Source organism: Mesorhizobium sp. B2-3-5 (genome assembly GCF_006442395.1).
Taxonomy (GTDB): domain Bacteria; phylum Pseudomonadota; class Alphaproteobacteria; order Rhizobiales; family Rhizobiaceae; genus Mesorhizobium.
In genome coordinates this window covers 13,766-36,652 of record NZ_VFVX01000039.1, presented here as the reverse complement: position 1 = coordinate 36,652, position 22,887 = coordinate 13,766, and the positions used below count along the sequence as shown (strand labels likewise).

The following is a 22,887-nucleotide window of genomic DNA, read 5'->3' as shown; positions in this document are numbered from 1 at the left end:
CATCGACAATCCGTTCGGCACGAGATTGTCACCCATGTCTTAGGTACGCTCTGTCACCCATGTCTCCGGGCCGTACAATCGGCGGGATGGCGGAGAGGGAGGGATTCGAACCCCCGATGGGCTTGCACCCATGCCGCATTTCGAGTGCGGTGCATTCGACCACTCTGCCACCTCTCCGCGGTCATGGTCGGCCGTTGCCGGCGCGGCGCACTAGATAACGGCTGAACGGGCAGGTTACAAGGCCAAATCCACCGATATTTGGCTTGCCGGACAAGCAGGGCATTGTAGAGGCGTCCGCCGCTCATTGGCCTGCGCGGCACAGGCTGCCTTGGCCGTTATCGCCATGTCTCCACGGCGCCGTAGGCGTAGGCGTCGAGTTTCGGTTATCGCTGTTTGCCTTGGCAATGGCTGTTTGCCTTGACTCCCACGCAACCTTCGGTTAGGGACGGCGCGCAATCGGCGTGGAGGGTTCTTCCGCGCCGCTTGTTTTTTGAACCCGCAGACTGACAAAAAGACGGCCGAACCGCCAGACGCGGTTCATCGAGGCCGACCGAACAGCGAAAGGCAAAAAATGTTCGCAGTCATCAAAACGGGCGGCAAGCAGTATCGCGTCGCCGCCAACGATCTCCTGAAGATCGAAAAAGTCGAAGCCAATGTCGGCGATATCGTCGAGATCGGTCACGTGCTCGCGCATGGCGAGGGCGAGAATGTCACGTTCGGCGCGCCGTTCGTCGATGGCGCCCTGGTCACCGCCGAAGTCGTCGAGCAGGGCAAGAACCGCACGGTCATCGCCTTCAAGAAGCGCCGCCGCCAGAATTCGCGCCGCAAGATCGGCCACCGCCAGCTTTTGACCACCGTGCGGATCTCCGAGATCCTGCTGGGCGGCGCCAAGCCGGCCAAGAAGGCCACCGCCAAGACGGAAGCCAAGGCCGCCGAGGCCGCGGCAGCGCCGCTGTTCAAGGCGCCGAAGGGCGAGCCGGACGACCTGACCGTGATCAAGGGCATCGGCCCGGTCGCCGCCAAGGATCTCGCCGAGCAGGGCATCATCACCTTCGCGCAGCTGGCCAAGCTGTCCGACAAGGATGTCGCCAAGATCGACGAGCACATGCCGTTCAGCGCCGACCAGATCAAGGACTGGCGCGAACAGGCCAAGGAACTGGCGAAGAAGTAATTTTTCCGGCCAAACATCAGCCGGATCGGACTTGAAACGGAACGCGAACGCGTTCATAAGGCCTTTTAGGCGCCTTGCGGCGCAACGGAGTTAGTTAGATGGCACACAAGAAAGCTGGCGGCTCGTCGCGCAACGGTCGCGACTCGCATTCCAAGCGTCTGGGCGTGAAGAAGTTCGGCGGCGAAGCCGTCATCCCGGGCAACATCATTATTCGTCAACGCGGCACCACCTGGCATGCGGGCGTCAATGTCGGCATGGGCACGGACCACACCCTTTTCGCGCTCGAAGCCGGCGCCGTGATGTTCAACAAAAAAGCCAACGGCCGAACCTACGTATCGGTCAACCCGATTACCAAAGCCGCGGAGTAGCCGGTTCCGCACTAGAACACCGGCGCCCATCTCGGGAACCGGTGTCTGGCAAAGCCAGGAAAAGGATCAGGGGAGATGGGTTCCATCTCCCCTTTTTCTTGTGCCTGGAGGATTTTTAAAATGGTTGCCGAAGCGGAAGACGTCGACGGCGAAGCTTATGCGATAGACTGCCCGATGCTGGCCACCGAGCGGCTGGTGATGCGGGCTCCCGATGAACGGGATATTCCGCAACTGGTCGACCTTGCCGACAACCATCACGTTGCCCAAATGCTGGCGCGCATGCCGCATCCCTATGGCGAGGCCGAGGCGCGCGCCTTCCTGGCCATGACGAGGTCACGCCGCGCCGGCATCGCCCATGCGCTGACGCTCGCCGGCACCGATACCTTTGTCGGCTGCGCGGGCTTGAACGCCACCGATCGCGGGCTGGAGCTCGGTTACTGGATCGGCGAGCCTTACTGGAAGCGCGGCTATGCGACGGAAGCCGCGCACGCGCTGGTCGACCTCGCCTTCCAGAAGACCTCCATCCAGGTGCTGCATGCCTCGACGCGGGTCATCAATCCGGCCTCGCGCCGGGTGATCCACAAATGCGGTTTCCAGTATGCCGGCCAGGGCATGCTGAACTCCATCGTTGCCGGCCAGGTGCCGGTGGAGCGCTACAGGCTCGATCGCAAAACCTGGACCAGCCTCAGGAACTGGGTCCACTTTTGATGCGTGCCGATATCCAGGTGAGGCCGGCCTGCGAATGGTGGCTTCCTGCGCTTCCGGTGCTCACGTACTTTAAGTACGCTCCGCTCCGGTTCCCGGAAGCCAGCATTCTCGGCTCGGCCTGACCTGTATCTCGACACGCCTCGGCGCCTTATCCCGAACCAACTTGGCGTCAGCCCAGTTCGGCCCATACCGGCCGGTGGTCGGAACCGGCCGCTTGCCGGTCGACCCACAGGCGCTTCAGCAATCGGGCAAGCGACGCGCTGGTGAAGACGTAGTCGATGCGTTTGTGACGGCTGGCGTTGGTGGGGTCCTTGGGGTCGACCCAGCTGACGAGGTCATCGGCGTCGACGTTGAGGCGCAGGGCGGCATCGACGGCGAAGTCCGCGGTCAGCGGCATGCCGAATTCGTGGTCCGGCCGGCCGGCGAGTTCGACATATTCGGGTGATCCGGCCAGCATGTTGAAATCACCCATGGCGACAAAGGCTTCGGGGTGCGGCAATTCAGGCAGGCCGATCTCGGCGACGCCGGACAGCGCCCCGCCTTCGAGCGCATAGTTCAACAGGCGCTGGCGCAGGAACTGGATCTGGCTGGCGCGCTCGACCGGGCTGCGATGATCGAGATGGATGGAATAGAAGCGGATGAAACCGAGCGGCGTCTCGATCAGCGCTTCCAGCGCGCCGCGCTGGAAGTTCATCATCTCGAAGCTGCGGCTGCGCGGCAAAAGCAGGTTGCGCGACAGATGAATGGGCGTTTTCGACAGCACCATATTGCCGAGCTGGAAAGTCGTGGTGGTGGCGCGACCGTTCTCGATACGCGAGCCGATATTGGCCTCGAAATTGCTCCCGTAGACGGCGAAATAGTCGGGCAGCGCCTCGCCGATCTCGGCGACCATGTCGCGGCCGCCATTCCTCGGATTGTTGCGGGTGACCTCCTGCAGCGCTATCACATCGGCGCCGCGCACGGCATCGGCGATGCGCCTAATATCGTAGCGTCCATCAAGACCGATGCCGTATTGGATGTTGTAGGTTACAAGCCTCATCCTGCAATCTCTCCAGCCAACCCCACGCGGCCATTGTCATAAAACGGCCTCGCCCTTCGCCGCGCCTTGGTTTAGAGCAAGGCCCAGGGTTTAGAGCAATGCCGCAAGGCCAATAAAGAAACTGCACTCCGATGAAATTTCTCGATCAAGCCAAGGTCTATATCCGCTCCGGTGACGGGGGCGCGGGTTCCGTATCGTTCCGCCGCGAGAAATTCATCGAGTTCGGCGGGCCGGACGGCGGCGACGGCGGCCGCGGCGGCGATGTCTGGCTGGAAGCGGTCGACGGGCTGAACACGCTGATCGACTACCGCTACCAGCAGCATTTCAAGGCCAAGACCGGTGTCCACGGCATGGGCCGTAACATGACCGGCGCCAAGGGCGCCGATGTCACGCTGAAGGTGCCGGCCGGAACCCAGGTATTCGAGGAAGACAATGAGACGCTGATCTGCGACCTGACCGTGGTCGGCCAGCGCTTCCTGCTCGCCAAGGGCGGCAATGGCGGCTTCGGCAACCAGCATTTCAAGACCTCGACCAACCAGGCGCCGCGCCGCGCCAACCCTGGCCTGCCGGGCGAGGAGCTCAACATCTGGCTCAGGCTGAAGCTGATCGCCGATGCCGGACTGGTCGGGCTGCCCAATGCCGGCAAGTCGACTTTCCTGGCGGCGGTCACCGCGGCCAAGCCGAAGATCGCCGATTATCCGTTCACCACGCTGCATCCCGGCCTCGGGGTCGCCCGCGTCGATGCTCGCGAATTCGTCATCGCCGACATACCGGGGCTGATCGAAGGCGCGCATGAGGGCGTCGGCATCGGCGACCGGTTTCTCGGCCATGTCGAGCGCACGCGCGTGCTGCTGCACCTTGTTTCGGCGCAGGAGGAAAATCCGGGCAAGGCCTACAAGACGGTGCGCGCCGAACTCGAAGCCTATGGCCACGGCCTGACCGACAAGGTCGAGATCCTGGCGCTGAGCCAGGTCGACATACTGGATGCTGACGAGCGCAAGAAAAAGCTGGCCTCGTTGAAGCGGGCCGCCGGGCGTGCGCCGATGCTCTTGTCCGCTGTCACCGGTGAAGGTGTCGAGGCGGTGCTGCGCGCGCTGATGGCGGTGATCGAGGAAGCGCGGGCGCAGATCGCCGCCCCGGTCGAGACGCGCTGGGAAAAGTAGGGCCATGCAGTCGCTGAAGAGATACCGGCGCATCACCGTCAAGATCGGCTCCGCGCTGCTCGTCGATCGCGCGAGCGGGCTGAAGCGCGATTGGCTGGATTCTCTTGCCGACGATATCGCCGTGCTCGCTCAGGGTGGGGCTGAAATCCTCGTCGTGTCCTCCGGCGCCATCGCGCTCGGCCGCACCATCCTCGGTCTCGGCAAGCGCGCGCTGAAACTCGAGGAGAGCCAGGCGGCGGCCGCCGTCGGCCAGATCGCACTCGCCGGCGCCTGGTCGGACGCGCTCGGCAAGGGCGGCCTGAGATCGGGCCAGATCCTCCTGACGCTCGGCGATACGGAGGAGCGCCGCCGCTACCTCAATGCGCGCGCGACGATCTCGACGCTGCTCAAGATGAAGGCGGTGCCGGTCATCAACGAGAACGACACGGTAGCTACCTCCGAAATCCGCTACGGCGACAATGACCGGCTGGCGGCACGGGTGGCGACGATGATGGGCGCCGACCTCTTGGTGCTGCTGTCGGACATCGACGGGCTCTACACGGCGCCGCCGGCGCGCGACCCCGATGCCGAATTCATTGCGGTGGTCGACCGCATCACGCCTGACATCGAGGCGATGGCGGGAGCCGCCGCGTCCGAGCTGTCGCGCGGCGGCATGCGCACCAAGCTCGATGCCGGCAAGATCGCCAACGCCGCCGGCACGGCGATGATCATCACGTCGGGCACGCGGCTGTCGCCACTGATGGCGATCGAGCGCGGCGAGCGTGCGACCTTCTTCAAACCGAGCGCCAATCCGGTCAAGGGCTACAAGACCTGGATCGCCGGGCAGCTCGAACCGGCAGGGCGGCTGACGGTCGATGACGGCGCCGTCGGCGCGCTCAAGTCGGGCAAGTCGCTGCTGCCGGCCGGTGTCAAACTGGTCAGCGGCAATTTTTCGCGTGGCGATACGGTGGCGATCCTGTCGCCCGAGGGGCGCGAGATCGCGCGCGGCCTGGTTGCATACGATGCCGCCGATGCCGTAAGGATCGCTGGCCTGAAGACGACCGAGATCGAAACCGTGCTCGGCTATGAGGCGCGTTCGGCGATGATCCACCGCGACGACCTTGTGGTGAGTCACGCTGGAGGCGACATAGACAGAGGATGAGCCATGCTGAAGCTGCATGAAAAATCCGGGGACGACACCGTGGCGCTGATGGCCGATATCGGCCGCCGCGCCCGCGCTGCCGCCCGACCGCTGGCCATCGCTTCGACCGCCGCCAAGAATGCCGCGCTTGCCGCAATGGCGCAGGCGATCATCGCACGCGAACAGGAGATTCTCGACGCCAACGCCATCGACATCTCGAATGGCGAGGAATCGGGGCTCTCAGTATCCTTCATGGATCGGCTGAAACTCAATCCGGCGCGTATCCGCGCCATGGCCGACGGCATACGCGAGATCGCTGAACTCAGCGATCCGGTCGGCGACGTGATCGCTGCGTGGGAGCGGCCGAACGGCCTGCATATCGAGCGTGTGCGCACGCCGCTCGGCGTCATCGGCGTCATCTACGAGAGCCGGCCCAATGTCACGGCGGATGCCGGCGCGCTCTGCCTCAAGGCCGGCAATCCGGTGATCCTGCGCGGCGGCTCGGATTCGCTCAATTCGTCGGCCGCCATCCATGCCTGCCTGGTCGAGGGGCTGAAGGCCGCCAACCTGCCGCAGGAGGCGATCCAGCTGGTGCCGACCACCGACCGCGCCGCTGTCGGCGAGATGCTGAAGGGACTTGGCGGCACGCTCGACGTGATCATCCCGCGCGGCGGCAAAAGCCTCGTCGGACGCGTGCAGAACGAGGCGCGGGTGCCGGTCTTCGCCCATCTCGAAGGCATCTGCCATCTCTACATCGACCGCTCCGCCGATCTCGACATGGCGGTGAAGATCGCCGTCAACGCCAAGATGCGGCGCACTGGCGTCTGCGGCGCGGCCGAGACGCTGCTGGTCGACCGTGCGGTGGCGTCCACCCATCTGGTGCCGATCCTTGACGCGCTCCGCGCGGCGGGGTGCGAGATCCATGCCGATGCCGAAGTGCTGAAAGTGTTTTTCGACGCCAAGCCGGCGACCGATGCCGACTGGGTGACCGAATATCTCGACGCCATCATCGCGGTGAAGCTGGTTGACGGCATCAATGGCGCGATCGACCATATCGAGACCTTCTCCTCGCATCATACCGAGGCGATCGTCGCCGAGGACGCGAAGGCGGTTGAGCGCTTCTTCAACGAGATCGATTCGGCGATCCTGCTGCACAATGCCTCGACGCAGTTCGCCGATGGCGGCGAGTTCGGCATGGGCGCCGAGATCGGCATCGCCACCGGCAAGATGCACGCGCGCGGGCCGGTCGGGGTCGAGCAACTGACGTCTTTCAAATACCGCGTGCGCGGGTCGGGACAGGTGAGGCCGTGACGTTTTTCGCCCAAAGGGCCTGAAGCTTGCGCCCAGGCACCCCCCTCTGTCCTGCCGGACCCGGCCCCGCGCTGCCGCTCCGGGCGTTCGTCGTTCGGAAAGCCAAGCAATTGGCTTTTTGTCCGCTCCGCGGACCACGCCTCACCCCCCGCAAGGGGGGAGATCGGCTGTCATTTCCGATTGTGCCAACCACCAACGTCGCGAGATTTGCACGGGCAACGGAGCTGCCAATCTCCCCCCTTGCGGGGGAGATGTCCGGCAGGACAGAGGGGGGTGCCTAGCACCATGCTTTCTCAGCCTGAGCAACCTGTCCCCTCCCGCTGTCTCCGTATGCCGCATGCCGAAAAGGGCCTGGCCGTCGGCCTGTTCGGCGGCTCGTTTAACCCGCCGCATGCCGGGCATGCCTTGGTTGCCGAGATCGCGCTGCGGCGGCTCGCGCTCGATCAGCTGTGGTGGATGGTGACGCCCGGCAATCCGCTGAAGAGCGCGCGCGAGCTCGCCCCGTTCGCCGAGCGCATCGAACTTTCCGAAAAGATCGCCAAGAACCCCAAGATCAAGGTCACTGCCTTCGAGGCCGCGCATCATGTGCGCTACACGGCCGACACGCTGGCGCTGGTCAAGGCACGCAACCCGGGCGTCGAGTTCGTGTGGATCATGGGGGCGGACAGTTTGCGCGACTTCCATCATTGGCAGCGCTGGCGCGAGATTGTGCTCACCTTCCCGATCGCAGTCATCGATCGTCCGGGCGCCACGCTGTCGTTCCTGTCGTCGGTCGTTGCGAAAACCTTCGACTATGCGCGCATCGACGAGGGCGACGCACCACTGCTCGCCCGCATGAAGGCGCCGGCCTGGACCTTCATCCACGGTCCGCGCTCGTCGCTGTCGTCAAGCGCGATCAGGAAAATGGCCAAGGATTAGAGCCTCCCCGTCGTACAACGGACGGACAGCGTTCCGGCTGTCCGGCGATGTCGTTTTTAAGGCGGCGCCCGCCTGATCGATCGGCGATGTTGGCCGGCCATGGCAATTCACAGCAATACGCGACCTGGAGCCGATCCCGAAGCCGCCGCACCGGCGCCGCTGATCGCGATTGCCAGCGTCATCGTGTCGATGGCGCTGATCGCCATCGGCAATGGGCTGATGTTCGCCTATATTCCGGTCCGGCTCGGGGTGGAGGGTTTCGACCCGATCTGGGCCGGGCTGATCGTCACCGGCCTGTCGGCCGGCGGTCTTGCCGGCTGCATCCTGACCGGGCCACTGGTGCGCAGGGTCGGCCATGCCCGCGCCTTCATGGTGCTCTCGGCGCTGATCGCGCTGTCCAACGCCGCGATCGGCGCCGGGCCGCATCCGCTGTTATGGATCGCGGCGCGCGCCCTCTACGGCTTTGCCATATGCGGCCTGTTCATCGTCGCCCAGAGCTGGCTCAACGACGCGCTGCCCAATGCCATACGCGGCCGGGTGATGGCGGTGTTCTATGTCGCCTACATTGCCGGGCTGGGCGTGGGCTATGCGACGCTTGCCGTCATCGACATTCACACGGCGGCCGCGTCGCTGATCGGCATCACCTTCACCGCCCTGTCGATCCTGCCCGTCGGCATGACGCGGCTTGCCCAGCCGCCGGCGCCGCAGGCGGCTTCGGTCGCGCTGCGGCAAGCATGGCGGATTTCGCCGGTCGGAGTGGCCGGCATGCTGGCGGTCGGCGGCTTGTCGATGATCATCTCGGGCTTCGCGCCCATCCACGCCACCGCCAAGGGCTACAGCCAGGCCGATGTCGCGCTGCTGCTGTCGGCAATGCCGGTCGGCACGCTGATCCTGCAGATTCCGCTCGGCTGGATTTCCGACCGTACCGACCGGCGCTACGTGCTTGCCGGCGCCGCCGCGCTCGCGGTTGTCGCCAGTGTGCTTGCTGTCGTCTTCGACGGCGGTGCGCTGATGGGGCTGGTGGTGATCTATCTGATCTGGGACGGCGCGGCGGAATCGATCTATGCGCTCTCCAGCGCGCATGCCGCCGACCGCGCAAAGAAGGATGAGCTGCTCGCCCTTTCGAGTTCGATGCTGTTTGCCTGGTCGCTGGCCGGCTTCGTGGTGCCGGGCATCGTCACGGCGCTTTCCGCGGTTTTCGGCACCGAGACTTTCATCTATGTCGGCATCGTCATCGCCTCGGCGTTTTGCCTGTTCGTGCTGTGGCGGGTGGTCGCGGCCCGGCCGGTGCCGGCAGCCGCCACGGGCAGTTTCTCGCCGATGTCGGCACAGGCACCCTTGCCGGTGGAACTCGCCTTCGCGCCGGGAGAGCCGACAGGCCGGGCCCGGAACTGACGGGGCATTTTTCTTTCGCAATTCCGGACCGGATTTGCCTTACTGCCTGCGAGCCTCGGGGGATGGCGCTTCCGGCGGCGGCAGCGGAATAGAGATGCCCTCGCTGTCGAAAGCCTGCTTGGCGCGTTTGGTCATGTCGATATTCGTGGAGAAGTAGTCGGCCGCCGAGGTCCAGTAGCGCAAGGTGAGCGAAACGGTGGTGTCGCCGAGGCTGGCCACGAAGGCGATCGGCGCCGGTTCGCGACGGATGCGCTTCTCGGCACCGGCAATGGCAAGCAAGGTCTTCTGCGCGCCGTCGATGTCGTTCCACGAACCGATGCTGAGCGTGATGTCGGTGCGGCGCACGCCGTTGCGCGAAAAATTGCGCACCGGCTGGTTCCACAATGTCGAGTTGGGCGCCAGGATGTAGACGCCGTCGGCGGTCCTGAGCTTCGTCGCAAAGAGGCCGATTTCCTCGATCGAACCGGCGATGGAACCGACCTCGACGGATTCGCCGATGCGGAACGGCCGCAGCGCCAGAAGCATGATGCCGGCGGCGATGTTCTGCAATGTGCCTTGCAGCGCCAGCCCGATGGCGAGACCGATGGCGCCGATCGCGGCGATGATCGAGGCGGTCTGCACGCCGAACTGGCCGAGCACCATGATGACGACGAGAATCAGGATGGCGTAGCGGACGATCTTCGAAAAGAAATGCCGCAATGTCTGGTCGAAACCATGGATGTGGCCGAGGCCGGCAAAGATCGAACGCTCCGCGAGACCGGCGACGATGTAGCCGACCACGAGAAGGATGATGGCGCCGATGGCCGAGAGGGAATAGGAGACGATCAGCGTGCTGAGCTGCGCGAGGCCCGCCTGGACGGTGAGGAGCGTGTTTTGCGGATCGATCGGCATGGCGGGATTCCGGTTGGTCGGTCAGCCGATAACCGCGGCGGGACGCCTCGGTTCCGATCTTTTTTCCTGCCGCATGGAACAACCCGGCAATCGACGAGTTCGCGTGAGTCAGAGCTGCGTCTTGAAACTGCAACGGAACTCTGCCTATCTAAGTGGTGTCACCTGCTTTCAGGGGTGATTTGGTTGTTCTTGCTGCGAAAGGAAATACACTGAGAACAGCACTGCGGAAGAAGGCCGATATCGTGCCTTCGCCGGCCGGGATCAGCGTAAACGACGCCGTGTCCCGCGCCATCAAGACAGTCCTTGCCAGTCTGGAAGACTCCAAGGCCGAAAACATCGTCTCAATCGACATTCAGGGAAAATCGAGCCTCGGCGACTATATGGTCGTCGCGTCGGGCCGATCGCACCGTCATGTCTCGGCTGTCGCCGACCATCTCCTCAAGGCGCTGAAGGATGCCGGTCTCGGCACGGCGCGCGTCGAGGGGCTGTCAGGCGCCGACTGGGTCCTGATCGATTCAGGCGACATCATCGTCCATGTCTTCCGCCCCGAAGTCCGCGAATTCTACAATCTCGAAAAGATGTGGCAGGCGCCGGATCTCGAGGAAGAGACACTCCACTAAGCCGATTGTGTTTTGATGCATGTCAGTGCCCTAAAACCTTTGGGTGACATGCATCGGCGGCTTATAGAGGCGAGATGAAGATTTCAGTCCATGCCGTGGGCCGAATGAAAGCCGGCCCCGAGCGGGAGTTGGCCGAGCGCTATTTCGAGCGATTCGCCAAGAGCGGCCCGGCGGTGGGGCTCGAATTCGCCGGCATCACCGAGATCGCGGAGAGCCGGGCGCAGAGCGCTGGCGAGCGCCAGCGTGACGAGGGCTCGAGGCTGCAGGCGCAACTGCAGCCGGGCACGGCGCTGATCCTGCTCGATGAGCGCGGCAAGAGCCTATCCTCGCAGGATTTCGCCAATCGCATCGGACAGTTGCGCGATGGCGGGCGCAAGGCGCTGGTGCTCGCCATAGGCGGCGCCGACGGCCACGATCCATCGCTGCGTGACCAGGCCGAGCTGGTGCTGTCGTTCGGTGCGCTCACCTGGCCGCATCAGCTGGTGCGCGTGATGCTGGGCGAGCAACTCTACAGGGTGGCGACGATCCTGTCGGGCCACCCCTATCACAGATCCTGAAAGCTTCGAGGTCGCACCGAATTCCGCCCCAATGCCGCGCAAGAAACGCGGTGGGGGACGGACTTTCCTGGTACATGCCGTTGGTCCGGAAACCACCGCCTTTTTTGGGCCGACACGCATCAACATGGTTGATGGTTCGTTAACGAAGCCGCAGATAGAGTCGATCGCGAATGTCTGAAGGCTGGAAATCGACAACGGGCTCATCGAGGAGAGCCTCCTGGCGCGCACGCTGCGGCATCGCGGCGGCGGCGGTTCTTTTGTCGTTCCATGCGGTGCGGGCCGAGAACACGCTCGACATGGCGCCTGATCCGGACCAGAGCCGCGCCGAATACGAACGGGTTTCCAAGGAAATTACGCTGTCATCGGAACGGCTGGCGAAGCTCGCTGCCGATATCGCCGCGGTCAAGAAGGACCACGCCTCGATCACCGCGGCGCTGATCCAGTCGGCGATGACCGAGCAGAAGCTTGGCCAGGACATCGAGGATATCGGTGCCAAGCTGGAAGGGCTCAAGGGCCAGCAGCAGAAGATCCGCGCTTCGCTCGCGGCGCGGCGTGACGTGCTGGCCGAAGTGCTTGGCGCACTGCAGCGCATGGGGCTCAACCCGCCGCCGGCGATCCTGGTCAAGCCGGAGGACGCGCTGTCGTCGGTGCGCAGCGCCATCCTGCTCGGCGCCGTGGTGCCGGAATTGCGCCAGCAAACCGATAGTCTGCTGGCCGACCTCAAGGAGCAGACGCGGGTGACGGCCTCGATCGAGGCCGAGCGGGCACGGCTGACGGCGGCGGTCGGCGACCAGGCCGCGGAAAAGAAGCGACTGAGCATGCTGCTGGAAGCCAAGCAGAAGCTCGAGGCCGACACGCAGGCGCAGATGACGGCCGAACAGCAGCGTTCCGAGCAGTTGGCGGCCAAGGCAAGCAGCCTGAAGGATCTGATCGCGTCGCTCGAGGCGCAGGCTGACAAGACCCGCAAGGCCGCGGATGCAGCGAAGACCGCCGCCGCGAACCAGACGGGTGACGACCAGACGGGCGGCGACAAAACGGCATCGCTGGCGGCATTGCCGCTTCCCGAAGGCAACCGGCTCGCTGCGGCAGCTCCCTTTTCGGCGCTGCAAGGACAGATCGCGCTGCCGGTCACCGGGCGCATCAAACGCCGCTTCGGCGCCGATGACGGTAACGGCGCAGTGATGCTTGGCGACATGCTTGCGACACAATCGGGAGCCATCGTCACCGCACCGGCGGATGGGAATGTGCTTTATGCGGGGCCGTTTCGCTCCTACGGTCAACTCTTGATCCTTAATGCCGGCGACGGTTATCATGTCGTTCTGGCGGGGATGAGCAGAATCAGCGTCGTGACTGGCCAGTCAGTGCTCGCAGGAGAGCCGGTCGGTGCGATGGGAGAGGCCCGGGTGGCAAGCACCTCGGTTTCGAAGAATGGAAGTGCCACGCCGGAACTCTATGTCGAGTTCCGCAAGGATGGAAAACCCGTCGATCCGGCCCCATGGTGGGCGGACCGTTTTTCTGGAAGGACGTGAAATGATGCGGAAACTGTCGCTTCTGTTTGCCGGTGCGCTGATGGGCGCATCCGCCATGAGCCTTGTCTATGGGGCTCCCGGCTCGGCGGCGAACGCTGCGGGGTCGGAGACCTATAAGCAACTGGCGATCTTCGGCGACATCTTCGAGCGGGTGCGGGCACAATATGTCACGCCGCCCGACGACAAGTCGCTGGTCGAGAACGCCATCAACGGCATGCTTTCCTCGCTGGACCCGCACTCCTCCTACATGAACGCCGAACAGGCGCAGGACATGCGCGTCCAGACCAAGGGTGAGTTCGGCGGCCTCGGCATCGAGGTCACGATGGAGAACGACCTGGTCAAGGTGATCACGCCGATCGACGATACCCCGGCCGCAAAGGCTGGCGTGCTGGCCGGCGATTATATCGCCAAGATCGACGGCGAAGAGGTTCGCGGCCTGACGCTCAACGATGCGGTCGAAAAGATGCGTGGCCTGGTCAACACGCCGATCAAGCTCACCATCCTGCGCCAGGGCGCCGACAAGCCGATCGAACTGACGGTCGTGCGCGACATCATCAAGGTCAAGGCGGTCAAGTTCCGGGTCGAAAACGACATCGGTTACATGAAGATCACCTCCTTCACCGAAAAGACCTATGACGACCTCGAGAACGCCATCGACACCATCAAGAAGCAGGTGCCGGACGACAAGCTCAAGGGTTATGTGCTCGACCTGCGTCTCAATCCTGGCGGCCTGCTCGACCAGGCGGTGAGCGTGTCCGACGCCTTCCTGAAGCGTGGCGAGATCGTTTCGACGCGCGGCCGCGATCCGAAGGACGTCACCCGTTTCGACGCCAAGCCGAAGCAGACCGACGACATCAACGGCAAGCCGATGATCGTGCTCGTCAACGGTGGCTCGGCCAGCGCCTCTGAAATCGTCGCCGGCGCGCTGCAGGATCTGCGCCGCGTCACGGTTGTCGGCACGCAGTCCTTCGGCAAGGGTTCGGTGCAGACCATCATTCCGCTCGGCGAAAACGGGGCGCTGAGGCTGACGACGGCGCTCTATTACACGCCGTCGGGCAAGTCGATCCAGGGCAAGGGCATCACGCCCGACATCAAGGTCGACCAGCCATTGCCGCCAGAACTGCAGGGCCGGGACCTGACGCGCGGCGAGTCCGATCTCAAGGGCCATATCAAGGGCGCCGACGAGAGCAAGACCGGCTCCGGCTCCGCAGCCTATGTGCCGCCGGATCCGAAGGACGACCTGCAGCTCATCTATGCCGAGCAGCTGCTGCGAGGCCAGAAGACAGATCCGGCTTTCCCGCCCAATCCGGAAAAGGCCGTGCTTAACCAGTAAGGCCGGAGGCTAGAGCGGTTCGCGTCCCATGCGAACGTCGAACCGCTCCATCTCCTTGCTTTCTCGCAATTCAGGACGGAAAACCGTTTCGCACTTTTCCTGGATTGCCCTGGGTCTGGCCGCCCGAACGAAGCAATGCAATGCTGCCGGGACCGAAAGGTTCCGGCAGTTTGATTCGGGAGGCGGGACGAGGCCTCCGGATGCGGCGCCAGGGGTGCGCCAGGGTTGAAGAATTCGCGCGTGTCGTCTCGAAAGGGCCGAGCAAGGAACCATGCGCACCGGGGACAGGGCTTGGCTGATATCGGCAAGGACATCGAACGCCCGCTTGGACAGACTGTCCGGGCGCCGCGCGCCGCCGGCAAGGTCAGCGCCGGTGTGATCGCGGCGAGCGCGGTCGTGCTGGCGGTGGTCGGCATCTCGGCCGCGATCGCGCTCAGGGAAAAGCCATTCCGCAAGCCGCAGGAAGTCGCCGTCTCGACGCCGAAAGTGACCGCTGCGGCCGAGCCCTCTGCGTCGCCTCCCGCATTGGCCCCTGCAGCGACGCCAAAGATCGAGACGCCGGCGAAGACCGGTGGGCCGCAGATCATCCACGTGCAGACGGTGGAAGGCGATGGACCGCCCAAGGCGGAAATCGTCATTCGCGACCCGTCGACCGTCGGCCAGAACCTGAAGATCGCGCATATTCCCGACAAGGCGCTGATCGAAGCCAGCGAAACCGGACCCTTGCCGATGCGCTCCGCCGACGGCCGGCGACCGTTCGACGTCTATGCGCGGCCCTGGTCCGGCGCACGCGGTGCCCGCGTGGCGATCGTCATTGGCGGACTTGCCGTGTCGCAGACCGGCACCCAGGCGGCCATTGCCAAATTGCCGCCGGAAGTGACGCTGGCCTTCGCGCCGCAAGGCAACAGCATCGGCCGCTGGATGCAGGCCGCCAGGCAGAGCGGACATGAGATCGTCATGCAGGTGCCGCTCGAACCGTTCGATTATCCCAACGTCAACCCCGGCCGTAACACGCTGACGGTGACGGCGAGTGCCGAAGAGAACCTGAAAAGCCTGCACTGGGCGCTGTCGCGGACGACGAACTATACCGGTGTGATGAACTATATGGGCGCGCGGTTTTCCGCCGATACGGCGGCGATGGAGCCGTTCATGGCCGAACTCGGCAAAAGGGGCCTCGCCTATATCGACGACGGCTCATCGGCGCGCAGCCTTGCACCTGACCTGGCGCTGAAGGACGGCGTGCCCTTCGTCGCCGGCGACATGGCGATCGACGCGGTCCAGGATCGCGGCGCCATCCTGAAGAAACTGGACAGTCTGGAGGCGACCGCGCGCGCCAAGGGCACTGCCGTCGGCATCGGCTCGGCTTTCGACCTGACCGTCGACACGGTGTCGTCATGGGTGGCCGAGGCCAAGAAACGCGGCATCGAGATCGTGCCGATTTCAGCGGTGGCCATAGACCCGCAAAAAGGCTAACAGCCATCTTGGTACCTCTGCTCTGGCGGCATCTGGCGGCGTTTTCCGTGCTTCCGCGCTCCTCGAAACCATTCGCCGCCCGCCTTGCCGGAGCGAATTCTCAAGACGGCTGGAACTCATTGCTCATGGCCAAAAAGATCGATCGCGAAACGCTGCCCTACCGTCCCTGTGTCGGGCTGATGATCCTCAATGGCGAAGGCCTGGTCTGGATCGGGCATCGCATCGCCGAACCCGACAGCGAATTCGCCGGCACCACGCAGCTCTGGCAAATGCCGCAAGGCGGCATCGACAAGGGTGAGGAGCCGCTGCAGGCGGCGGAGCGGGAGCTCTACGAAGAGACCGGCATGCGCAGCGTTTCGCTGCTCGCCGAAGCGCCGGACTGGATCAACTATGATCTGCCGGACCACCTCGTCGGCATCGCCTTCAAAGGGCGCTATCGTGGGCAGACGCAGAAATGGTTCGCCTTCCGCTTCCACGGCGACACCAGCGAGATCCAGATCAACCCCCCGCCGGGCGGCCACACCGCCGAATTCGACAAATGGTCGTGGCGGCCGATGCAGGATCTGCCCGATCTGATCGTGCCGTTCAAGCGCAAGGTCTATGAAGACGTGGTGGCGGCGTTCCGGCACCTCGTGCCGTAGCAGGACCGGCGCTGGCCGTGGTTCGAAGGGCCGCAGTTGCCGCGCCCGCCCTGCGGTCCTATTGATGTTCTATCCGCTAAAAGGAGGGTCGCCATGAACGACGCCCCCACAAGGTTGCTGCCCGATGATGTCACCGCCGTAAGCGAAGCGGCGGCCGGGGCCATCCTGACCATCGATCTTGGCGCGATCCGTGAAAACTACCGGCGGCTGAAGGCAAGGCTGGCAGGCGTGCGCTGTGCCGGCGTGCTCAAGGCCGACGGCTATGGCCTTGGCGCCGCGCAGGTGGCATTGGCGTTGACCAGGGAAGGCTGCGACATCTTTTTCGTCGCGCTGCTGGCGGAAGGCATCGATCTGCGCAAGGTGGTCGGAGCTGGACCGGACATCTACGTGCTGAACGGGCTGCCGCCGGGCTCGGAGCCGGAAGCGGTGGCGGCCGGCCTGTGCGCGGTCATCAACAGTGGCGCGCAGTTGAAAGCCTGGCGCGCGGCGGCGCATCGCGCCGGCCGCAGGCTTCCGGCCGCCATCCAGGTCGACAGCGGCATGTCGCGGCTTGGCATGGCGCCGGCCGAAGTCGAGGCGCTGGCCGGGGATGCCGGCGCTTTCGATGGCATCGACGTCGGATATGTGATGAGCCACCTGGCCTGCGCCGACGAGCCGCGCCATCCGGCCAATGAAGAGCAGAGGCTGGCCTTCGAACGGCTGCGTGCCATGTTGCCCGCGGCGCCCGGCTCGCTTGCCAATTCGTCCGGCATTTTTCTCGGACAGGGCTACCATTACGATCTCGCCAGGCCGGGGGCGGCGCTCTACGGCATCAATCCGAGGCCTGACGAGCCCAATCCGATGCTGCCTGTCGTGCGACTGCAGGCCAAGGTGGCGCAGACGCGCCGCGTCGAAAAAGGCACCGGCATCGGCTATGGCCATACTTATTACGCGCAAGGTCCGCTGAGCCTTGCGACGATTTCGTTCGGCTATGCGGACGGCTGGCTGCGACGCTCCGCTTCGGCGGCCTGGTTCGAAGGTACACGTCTGCCTTTCCTCGGGCGTGTGTCGATGGATTCGATCATTCTCGACATCTCCGCCCTTCAACCCGGCAAACTGCGCGAAGGCGATCTGGTCGAACTGCTCGGCCCCTCGCAGAGCGTCGACGATGCCGCCGGCCATGCCGGCACCATCGGCTATGAAATCCTGGCCAGTCTCGGCCCGCGCTTTCACCGGCACTATATCGGCGGTTGAGCGGTTTGGCCGCGCTTGACAAGCGGGCGCCTGTCGGCAAGGGTCGGGGCATGAGCAACCTCGCTTATATCAGAACCTTGTTCAGGGTCTGCCCGATCGCGGGATCGTAGCCCCGGCGCGGCCGCCTTTCGGCGTCCGTCCGTACCGGGGCATCCATACATCCACAATCGTCATCAAGCCGTACGGCCCTTCGCGGCTGCCGGCCTTTCGTCAAGCCGCAATCAGCGCGGCGGCAGGCGCGCATCCGTTCGATGCGCCGATCCATGAGGTTTGCCATGCAACATGCAACGGGACTGCGTCCATCGAGCCGGATTCTCATCAGCAACACCGACCATGACAGGTTGACCGGGCTGGCAAGGGCCCTGCTCGACCGCGCGCCCGAGACGGCCGAAGAGCTGCTCTCGGAAATGGACCGGGCGGTGGTGACCGACGCGGCGGCGATGCCGGCTGGCGTGGTGCGGATGGGTTCGACGGTGACGGTCCGCGGCGAAGGCGGGAACACACAGCGCATCGTGCTGGTCTATCCCGGCGAAGCCGACATTGCCGAAAACCGGATCTCGGTGCTGACGCCGATGGGAACGGCGCTCATCGGTGTCAGCATCGGGCAGGCGGTGTGCTGGAACGGTCGTGGCGGCCGCAAACTGTCGGTGACCGTGGAGGCCGTCGATATCCCCGCCGGCGGCGGGCGCTGATCGTGGAGGCGGTGATGAGGAACATGAGCTGCCGCCTGACGACGAAGGATTTCGCGGTGCTCGAAGTCATGCTGGAACGACGGCGGGCGTTCGCGGATCCGATCGTCCGGATGATCGAGGAGAAGCTTGCCAACGCCCGCGTCGTGCCGGTCGATTCGGTCGAACCCGATGTCGTGACGCTGAACAGCAGGGTGGTGTTTTGCGTCGATGCCGGCGCGGCCGAGACGCGCACCCTGGTGCAGAACGAGGTGCGCGGGCCGGTCGGCTCCAGCCTGTCGGTGGCGACAAGGCGTGGGCTCTGCATGCTCGGCATGGCGCAGGGCCAGACGGCATCGATCGAACACGCTGATGGCAGGCGGGAGGCGATCCGGATCAAGACGGTGCTCTATCAGCCGGAAGCCGCGCGGCGGGAAGCCAGGGAGAAAGCCTCGGCCGGCGGACGTCGGCCGCATGGATTGACTCTCGTCTACAGCGCCGCAGCCCCAATCCAACCTCTTGGCGCGGCGGCCGGAATGCGGCAGACAGAGGATGACGACCCCGGTCCCTCGGCGGCGTGAATGGCAACGGCGCGTGGTCTCGAAGATCGGGGACGATTTTCGCCGGGGATCATGCGCAAATCGCAAGTGGGTCGTGTCTATGGGCGTCAGGCACGGCGTAAGGAGTGAACGATGAAGATCATGGTGCTGGGCGGTGGCGTCATTGGGGTGACCACGGCCTATTATCTCGCCGAGGCCGGCCACGAGGTGACGGTGGTCGACCGGCAGAAAGGCCCGGCACTGGAAACCAGCTTCGCCAATGCCGGCGAGATTTCGCCCGGCTATGCCTCGCCCTGGGCCGGGCCCGGCGTTCCGCTCAAGGCGATCAAATGGCTCTTGATGAAGCATGGTCCGCTGGTGGTGCGGCCGGCCTTCGACCCGCATATGTGGACATGGCTGGTCAAGATGCTGCGCAACTGCACCGCCGAGCGTTACGCGATCAACAAATCGCGCATGGTGCCGCTGGCCGAGTACAGCCGCGACACGTTGAAGGCGCTGCGCGAAGCGACCGGCATCAGCTATGACGAGCGGACACAGGGCACGCTGCAGCTGTTCCGCACGCAAAAACAGCTCGATGGCACATCAGGCGATGTCGAGGTGCTGAAGAAATATGGCGTGCCCTATGAAATCCTCGACCAGGACGGCTGCATCGCGGCGGAGCCGGGGCTCGCCGGCGTGCGCGAGAAGTTCGTGGGCGGGCTGAGGCTGCCGCATGACGAGACCGGCGACTGCAAGATGTTCACCGACAAATTGGCCGAGCTCTGTGTGGCGCGCGGCGTGAAGTTCGAATACGACATGACGATCTGGCGCGTCATCCGCAGCCGCAACCGCATTGCCAACCTCAGCACCAGCAAGGGTTTCAAGACCGCAGACGCCTATGTCATGGCACTGGGCAGTTATTCGGCGGGCTTCATGCGCCGTATGAAGCGGTCGATCCCGGTCTATCCGGTCAAGGGTTATTCGATCACCGTGCCGATCAAGGACGCCGCCCTGGCGCCGGTGTCGACGGTGATGGACGAGACCTACAAGGTGGCGATCACCCGGCTTGGTGACCGCATCCGTGTCGGCGGCACGGCAGAGATTTCCGGCTTCGACCTCAGGCTGCACGAATCGCGGCGGCGCACGCTCGAACATTCGGTCGGCGATCTCTTTCCGGGCGCCGGCGCGATGCGCGAGGCGACGTTCTGGTGCGGGCTGCGGCCGATGACGCCGGACGGGCCGCCGCTGATCGGCCGCACCGAGCTTTCCAACCTCTATCTCAACACCGGCCATGGAACGCTCGGCTGGACCATGGCCTGCGGTTCGGCCAAGGTTCTGGCCGACATCATCTCCAGCCGTGTGCCGGATATCGATGTGCGCGCACTGGCGCAGGAGCGTTATCTGAAATAGCCAAGGCGCCGTTCATCGGCATGACCGATGAGTGTCAAAACGCTTCCTTCACCCACTCCTCGTCGAACAGCAGCCGGTAGGCCCACGGGATGGTCACATTGGTGGCGACCGGGTTCGAGTGGGCGAGGTAGTCGTCATAGATCGGCTTCATCCTGACGTAGAAAGCGGGATCGAGCACCGTCATGCCGTTCTCCGAGTCGTGGAAGAAGCTGCGGTTGTTGAGGTTGACCGAGGAGATGGCGACCAGCCTTTCGTCGATCATCATGATCTTGGAATGCAGCACCACGTCCGGCGCCTTGAACTCGCGGATGTTGATGCGGCCGCCATATTGCTCGACGAACAGCTTGTTGAGCGCGGTGAGAAACCTGCCGCCGATATCGCCCTTGAGATCGATGCGGCCGACAATGTCGATCTTGACGCCGCGGGCGAGCGCCCGGTCGAAGGCGTGGGCGAGGCTCGGCGTCAGATTGAGATAGGGGTTGACGATCTGGACATGGTGCTGGGCGGCATCGATCAGATCGACGAAATAGTCCTCCAGCGCATGGTCGTCCTCATAGGGCACTGAAATGAAGTGCCGGGCGTTGCCCGACGGGCGGCGGCCGCCGGCGCGGACCGGGATGGAGAAGGGGCGCGACAGGTTGGTGTCGGCGTCGCGCAACCATATTGTCGACAGATGCGCGGCAAGCGTGTCGACCGTCGCATTGTCGGCGAACTCGATATCAAAGTCGCTCCAGTTCGAATAGTAGTTCAGCGACAGGCCATCGGTCTTGCCGTATTGCTGCAGGTCCGGATAGCGCGACAGGTCGATCGGCTGATGGAACAGGAAGCCGTCGTGGATGTTGCGGCCGCCGATGATGACGCGGGAGCGCGCCGGATCCTGCGCCAGCGTTGCCAGCATTTTGATGTGATGGGTCTTGTGCAATTGTGAAACCTGCTCGTCGATCGGCGCGCCATGGTCGGCGCGCCAGCGGTATTCCTGCAGCTCGACATTGGGGAATTCGGCCGCAAGCCGGTGCAGCATGGCGTCGTCCTTTTCGCGCTCGAGCACGTCAGTGACCATGATGCGCACCTTGGTACCGAGGGCGGCATGATGGCGGATCAGCCGCTCGATGATGCGGCCGGAGAAGTCGGCCTTGAACTCCAGCGAGGACAGATAGATCAGCTTCAGCCTTGGCGCCTTCGAGAAATCGAGCGGCAGTTCCGGATCGCCCTTGTCGATGGCGGCGTCGGACAGCGGCGCGCCCATCAGCGCCTCGACCTTGGCGTTGAAGCCGTCACGCGACTTGCGCAGCAGCCTGGGCTCGCCGATCGGCAAGGCGCAGGTCTGCGACAGCCAACGGCTGGCATAGAAGGCGCGTTCAAGCGCGTCGAGGCCGGCGCCGTCGGGTACCGGGCAACGCTGGTAACGGCTGTCGAAGGCAGCAAGCCCGGGATCGGCGGTCTCCTCGCGCAGGATGGTGAGCGGAGCGCCGGCCGGGACGAGGCTGGAGCGGATCCTTGCCGTGCAACGGTTCAGGCTGTCGCCCGGAAACAGGCTGGCCGTATCGTCTTCGCCCGAGAGGCGAAGGCGGAATTCCGTGCCGGGGGCGATTGTGCGTGAGGCTCCGGCGGCGCGGATCGCCAAAGTGCCGTCGCAGGTGCCCTCGATGTCGGCCGGTTGCTTGCCGGCCTGACGCAGCACGATCTCGGTGCTGCGTGCCTGCAGGCCGGAGAATTCGAACGTCTTGGATACCGATGGCCGTGCGGCCGCATCGATGTAGAGCGTCTGCCGCGACACCCGCCAGCGTCCGCCGAACTGGCCCTCGCCACTGCCGCCAACGGAAGGCGCTAGATGCGCGTTTGCGACCGGTCCGGCCAGTTGCTGCAGCGTTGAATAGGTCGCCTGGAAATCGCGATTCTGTACATCGCGGCGGTTGCGCCCGAACGGGCCGGTGCCGTTGGCGCGATCCATGGCATCGAGCTGGTTGTGGGCGAGCAGCGCCTGGAACCGTCTTTCGTAGTCGCTGGTGCCGGCATCTCCGAAGAACTGCGTGGCCGCGACCCGCGGCCCGGATGAACTGGCCGACAGCGAGGGCCGCGCGCAGGCCTCCTGTTCCGGCAAGAGGTCGCAGGCATTGCGGCCCGCACCAGCGCAGCCGGCAAGGATTGCCAGTGCGAACAGGGCCAGAATGATGGATGCGCGGACGTTCAACCGGTGACTCCGGCCTTCATCGCGCGCAACTGCGCCGGATCGCGGGGCGGCATGAAGCCTTGCGGGAAGACCTTGCAGACAGGAACGGCGAAGGTGACGATCAGCAGTTCGGCCGCGCCGCGCATCTTGCGAGGCGCCGTCCTGTCATCGCGTATCGCCCTCGCCGAGGCAATGAGGGCGCCGTCGCAGTCGCAATGATTGTGACGCGCGATGTAGCAGGCGTCATGGATTTGACAGGCGGCGTCGAGGCGGTCGACCGGCCGGGCGGAAAGATCGCCGGTGCGGGTGCCCGGACCGCAATAATTGCCGATGACGAAAGGCGAGGGGCGCGCCATGGCGTAGCGGATCGGTTTGGGCAAATCGGCTTCGGGCACCTTGGTCCATGGATTGGCGCACGCGGAAACGAAAAGCAGCGGCAGGATGGCAAGAACGGCTCGCATGTCTATCCGCGCCAGCTTTCTGAAAGATTTCCCCACCCGGCGGCCCGCTTCGTGGCCGGTGGCCGCACGCCTGATGCCACACTGGCCGGTTTTATGGCAAGGAAAAGGCAGCATTGCTTGCGGCCTGCTGTGTTATTGTGATTTTGGGACTGCCTGAAGGGCCGAACCC

Annotated in this window: 22 protein-coding genes and 1 tRNA gene; 18 read left to right on the top strand and 5 right to left on the bottom strand. The window is 64.5% G+C overall.

What is annotated here, in order from left to right:
* Nucleotides 1–87: 87 nt before the first annotated feature.
* A tRNA-Ser gene (locus FJ958_RS27690) sits at nt 88–177 on the bottom strand.
* A gap of 394 nt (nt 178–571) precedes the next feature.
* On the opposite strand from FJ958_RS27690, the gene rplU reads away from it, so the two are divergent.
* The 3 genes from rplU to FJ958_RS27675 all read left to right on the top strand — a co-directional run bounded on the left by rplU (nt 572) and on the right by FJ958_RS27675 (nt 2,247).
* Entirely contained in the window at nt 572–1,171 is a 600-nt protein-coding gene (gene rplU, locus FJ958_RS27685; protein WP_140748145.1) for a 50S ribosomal protein L21, read from the top strand.
* Between the two features lie 98 nt (nt 1,172–1,269).
* The gene (rpmA, locus tag FJ958_RS27680) at nt 1,270–1,539 is read left to right on the top strand and encodes a 50S ribosomal protein L27 (protein ID WP_140613041.1); all 270 of its coding nucleotides are present in this window, start codon (nt 1,270–1,272) and stop codon (nt 1,537–1,539) included.
* Between the two features lie 120 nt (nt 1,540–1,659).
* Complete coding sequence (locus tag FJ958_RS27675; RefSeq protein WP_140748142.1) at nt 1,660–2,247, top strand: GNAT family protein; 588 nt, start codon at nt 1,660–1,662, stop codon at nt 2,245–2,247.
* A 169-nt stretch (nt 2,248–2,416) separates the two neighbouring features.
* Here FJ958_RS27675 and FJ958_RS27670 read toward each other — a convergent pair whose 3' ends face one another.
* Nucleotides 2,417–3,286, bottom strand: a complete 870-nt coding sequence (locus FJ958_RS27670) for an endonuclease/exonuclease/phosphatase family protein (RefSeq protein WP_140748139.1) — start codon at nt 3,284–3,286, stop codon at nt 2,417–2,419.
* Between the two features lie 131 nt (nt 3,287–3,417).
* Between FJ958_RS27670 and obgE the strand changes: the two genes are divergently transcribed.
* The 5 genes from obgE to FJ958_RS27645 all read left to right on the top strand — a co-directional run bounded on the left by obgE (nt 3,418) and on the right by FJ958_RS27645 (nt 9,193).
* A complete protein-coding gene (gene obgE / locus FJ958_RS27665) occupies nt 3,418–4,449 on the top strand; it encodes a GTPase ObgE (RefSeq protein WP_140748136.1) in 1,032 nt (343 codons plus the stop codon).
* 4 nt (nt 4,450–4,453) lie between these two features.
* The gene (gene proB / locus FJ958_RS27660) at nt 4,454–5,590 is read left to right on the top strand and encodes a glutamate 5-kinase (protein WP_140748133.1); all 1,137 of its coding nucleotides are present in this window, start codon (nt 4,454–4,456) and stop codon (nt 5,588–5,590) included.
* Between the two features lie 3 nt (nt 5,591–5,593).
* A complete protein-coding gene (locus FJ958_RS27655) occupies nt 5,594–6,880 on the top strand; it encodes a glutamate-5-semialdehyde dehydrogenase (protein ID WP_140748130.1) in 1,287 nt (428 codons plus the stop codon).
* Between the two features lie 285 nt (nt 6,881–7,165).
* Nucleotides 7,166–7,798 (top strand): nicotinate-nucleotide adenylyltransferase, encoded by a 633-nt coding sequence (locus FJ958_RS27650; RefSeq protein WP_246679796.1) that lies wholly within the window; start codon nt 7,166–7,168, stop codon nt 7,796–7,798.
* Nucleotides 7,799–7,897: 99 nt separating this feature from the next.
* On the top strand, nt 7,898–9,193 hold the full coding sequence (locus tag FJ958_RS27645) for an MFS transporter (RefSeq protein ID WP_140748124.1): 1,296 nt from the start codon (nt 7,898–7,900) through the stop codon (nt 9,191–9,193).
* Nucleotides 9,194–9,232: 39 nt separating this feature from the next.
* Here the strand turns inward: FJ958_RS27645 and FJ958_RS27640 are convergent, their stop codons facing one another.
* A complete protein-coding gene (locus tag FJ958_RS27640; protein ID WP_140748121.1) occupies nt 9,233–10,084 on the bottom strand; it encodes a mechanosensitive ion channel domain-containing protein in 852 nt (283 codons plus the stop codon).
* Nucleotides 10,085–10,326: 242 nt separating this feature from the next.
* Here FJ958_RS27640 and rsfS point away from each other — a divergent pair, with 242 nt between their 5' ends.
* The 10 genes from rsfS to FJ958_RS27590 all read left to right on the top strand — a co-directional run bounded on the left by rsfS (nt 10,327) and on the right by FJ958_RS27590 (nt 20,087).
* Nucleotides 10,327–10,704, top strand: coding sequence for a ribosome silencing factor (gene rsfS / locus FJ958_RS27635; RefSeq protein ID WP_135902362.1), 378 nt, complete (start codon nt 10,327–10,329; stop codon nt 10,702–10,704).
* A gap of 74 nt (nt 10,705–10,778) precedes the next feature.
* The gene (gene rlmH, locus FJ958_RS27630) at nt 10,779–11,261 is read left to right on the top strand and encodes a 23S rRNA (pseudouridine(1915)-N(3))-methyltransferase RlmH (protein ID WP_140748118.1); all 483 of its coding nucleotides are present in this window, start codon (nt 10,779–10,781) and stop codon (nt 11,259–11,261) included.
* A 170-nt stretch (nt 11,262–11,431) separates the two neighbouring features.
* Nucleotides 11,432–12,790 (top strand): murein hydrolase activator EnvC, encoded by a 1,359-nt coding sequence (locus FJ958_RS27625; RefSeq protein ID WP_140748115.1) that lies wholly within the window; start codon nt 11,432–11,434, stop codon nt 12,788–12,790.
* 1 nt (nt 12,791) lies between these two features.
* Nucleotides 12,792–14,123 (top strand): S41 family peptidase, encoded by a 1,332-nt coding sequence (locus FJ958_RS27620; protein ID WP_181165786.1) that lies wholly within the window; start codon nt 12,792–12,794, stop codon nt 14,121–14,123.
* A gap of 291 nt (nt 14,124–14,414) precedes the next feature.
* A complete protein-coding gene (locus FJ958_RS27615) occupies nt 14,415–15,596 on the top strand; it encodes a divergent polysaccharide deacetylase family protein (protein WP_140748112.1) in 1,182 nt (393 codons plus the stop codon).
* 119 nt (nt 15,597–15,715) lie between these two features.
* The gene (locus tag FJ958_RS27610) at nt 15,716–16,237 is read left to right on the top strand and encodes an RNA pyrophosphohydrolase (RefSeq protein ID WP_181176538.1); all 522 of its coding nucleotides are present in this window, start codon (nt 15,716–15,718) and stop codon (nt 16,235–16,237) included.
* Between the two features lie 93 nt (nt 16,238–16,330).
* A complete protein-coding gene (alr, locus tag FJ958_RS27605; RefSeq protein WP_140748106.1) occupies nt 16,331–17,470 on the top strand; it encodes an alanine racemase in 1,140 nt (379 codons plus the stop codon).
* A 275-nt stretch (nt 17,471–17,745) separates the two neighbouring features.
* Nucleotides 17,746–18,162 (top strand): nucleoside diphosphate kinase regulator, encoded by a 417-nt coding sequence (gene rnk / locus FJ958_RS27600; RefSeq protein ID WP_140748103.1) that lies wholly within the window; start codon nt 17,746–17,748, stop codon nt 18,160–18,162.
* A 14-nt stretch (nt 18,163–18,176) separates the two neighbouring features.
* The gene (locus tag FJ958_RS27595; protein WP_181176537.1) at nt 18,177–18,719 is read left to right on the top strand and encodes a nucleoside-diphosphate kinase; all 543 of its coding nucleotides are present in this window, start codon (nt 18,177–18,179) and stop codon (nt 18,717–18,719) included.
* A gap of 111 nt (nt 18,720–18,830) precedes the next feature.
* Nucleotides 18,831–20,087: a D-amino acid dehydrogenase gene (locus FJ958_RS27590; protein ID WP_140748098.1), complete on the top strand. Its 1,257-nt coding sequence runs from the start codon at nt 18,831–18,833 to the stop codon at nt 20,085–20,087.
* Nucleotides 20,088–20,121: 34 nt separating this feature from the next.
* On the opposite strand, the gene FJ958_RS27585 is transcribed toward FJ958_RS27590, so the two are convergent.
* Nucleotides 20,122–22,278 carry a phosphatidylserine/phosphatidylglycerophosphate/cardiolipin synthase family protein gene (locus FJ958_RS27585; RefSeq protein ID WP_140748096.1) on the bottom strand — a complete coding sequence of 719 codons (2,157 nt, stop codon included), beginning with the start codon at nt 22,276–22,278 and terminating at the stop codon, nt 20,122–20,124.
* Nucleotides 22,275–22,718, bottom strand: coding sequence for a hypothetical protein (locus tag FJ958_RS27580; RefSeq protein WP_140748094.1), 444 nt, complete (start codon nt 22,716–22,718; stop codon nt 22,275–22,277). The genes FJ958_RS27585 and FJ958_RS27580 overlap by 4 nt, the downstream gene beginning before the upstream one ends.
* Nucleotides 22,719–22,887 lie beyond the last annotated feature (169 nt).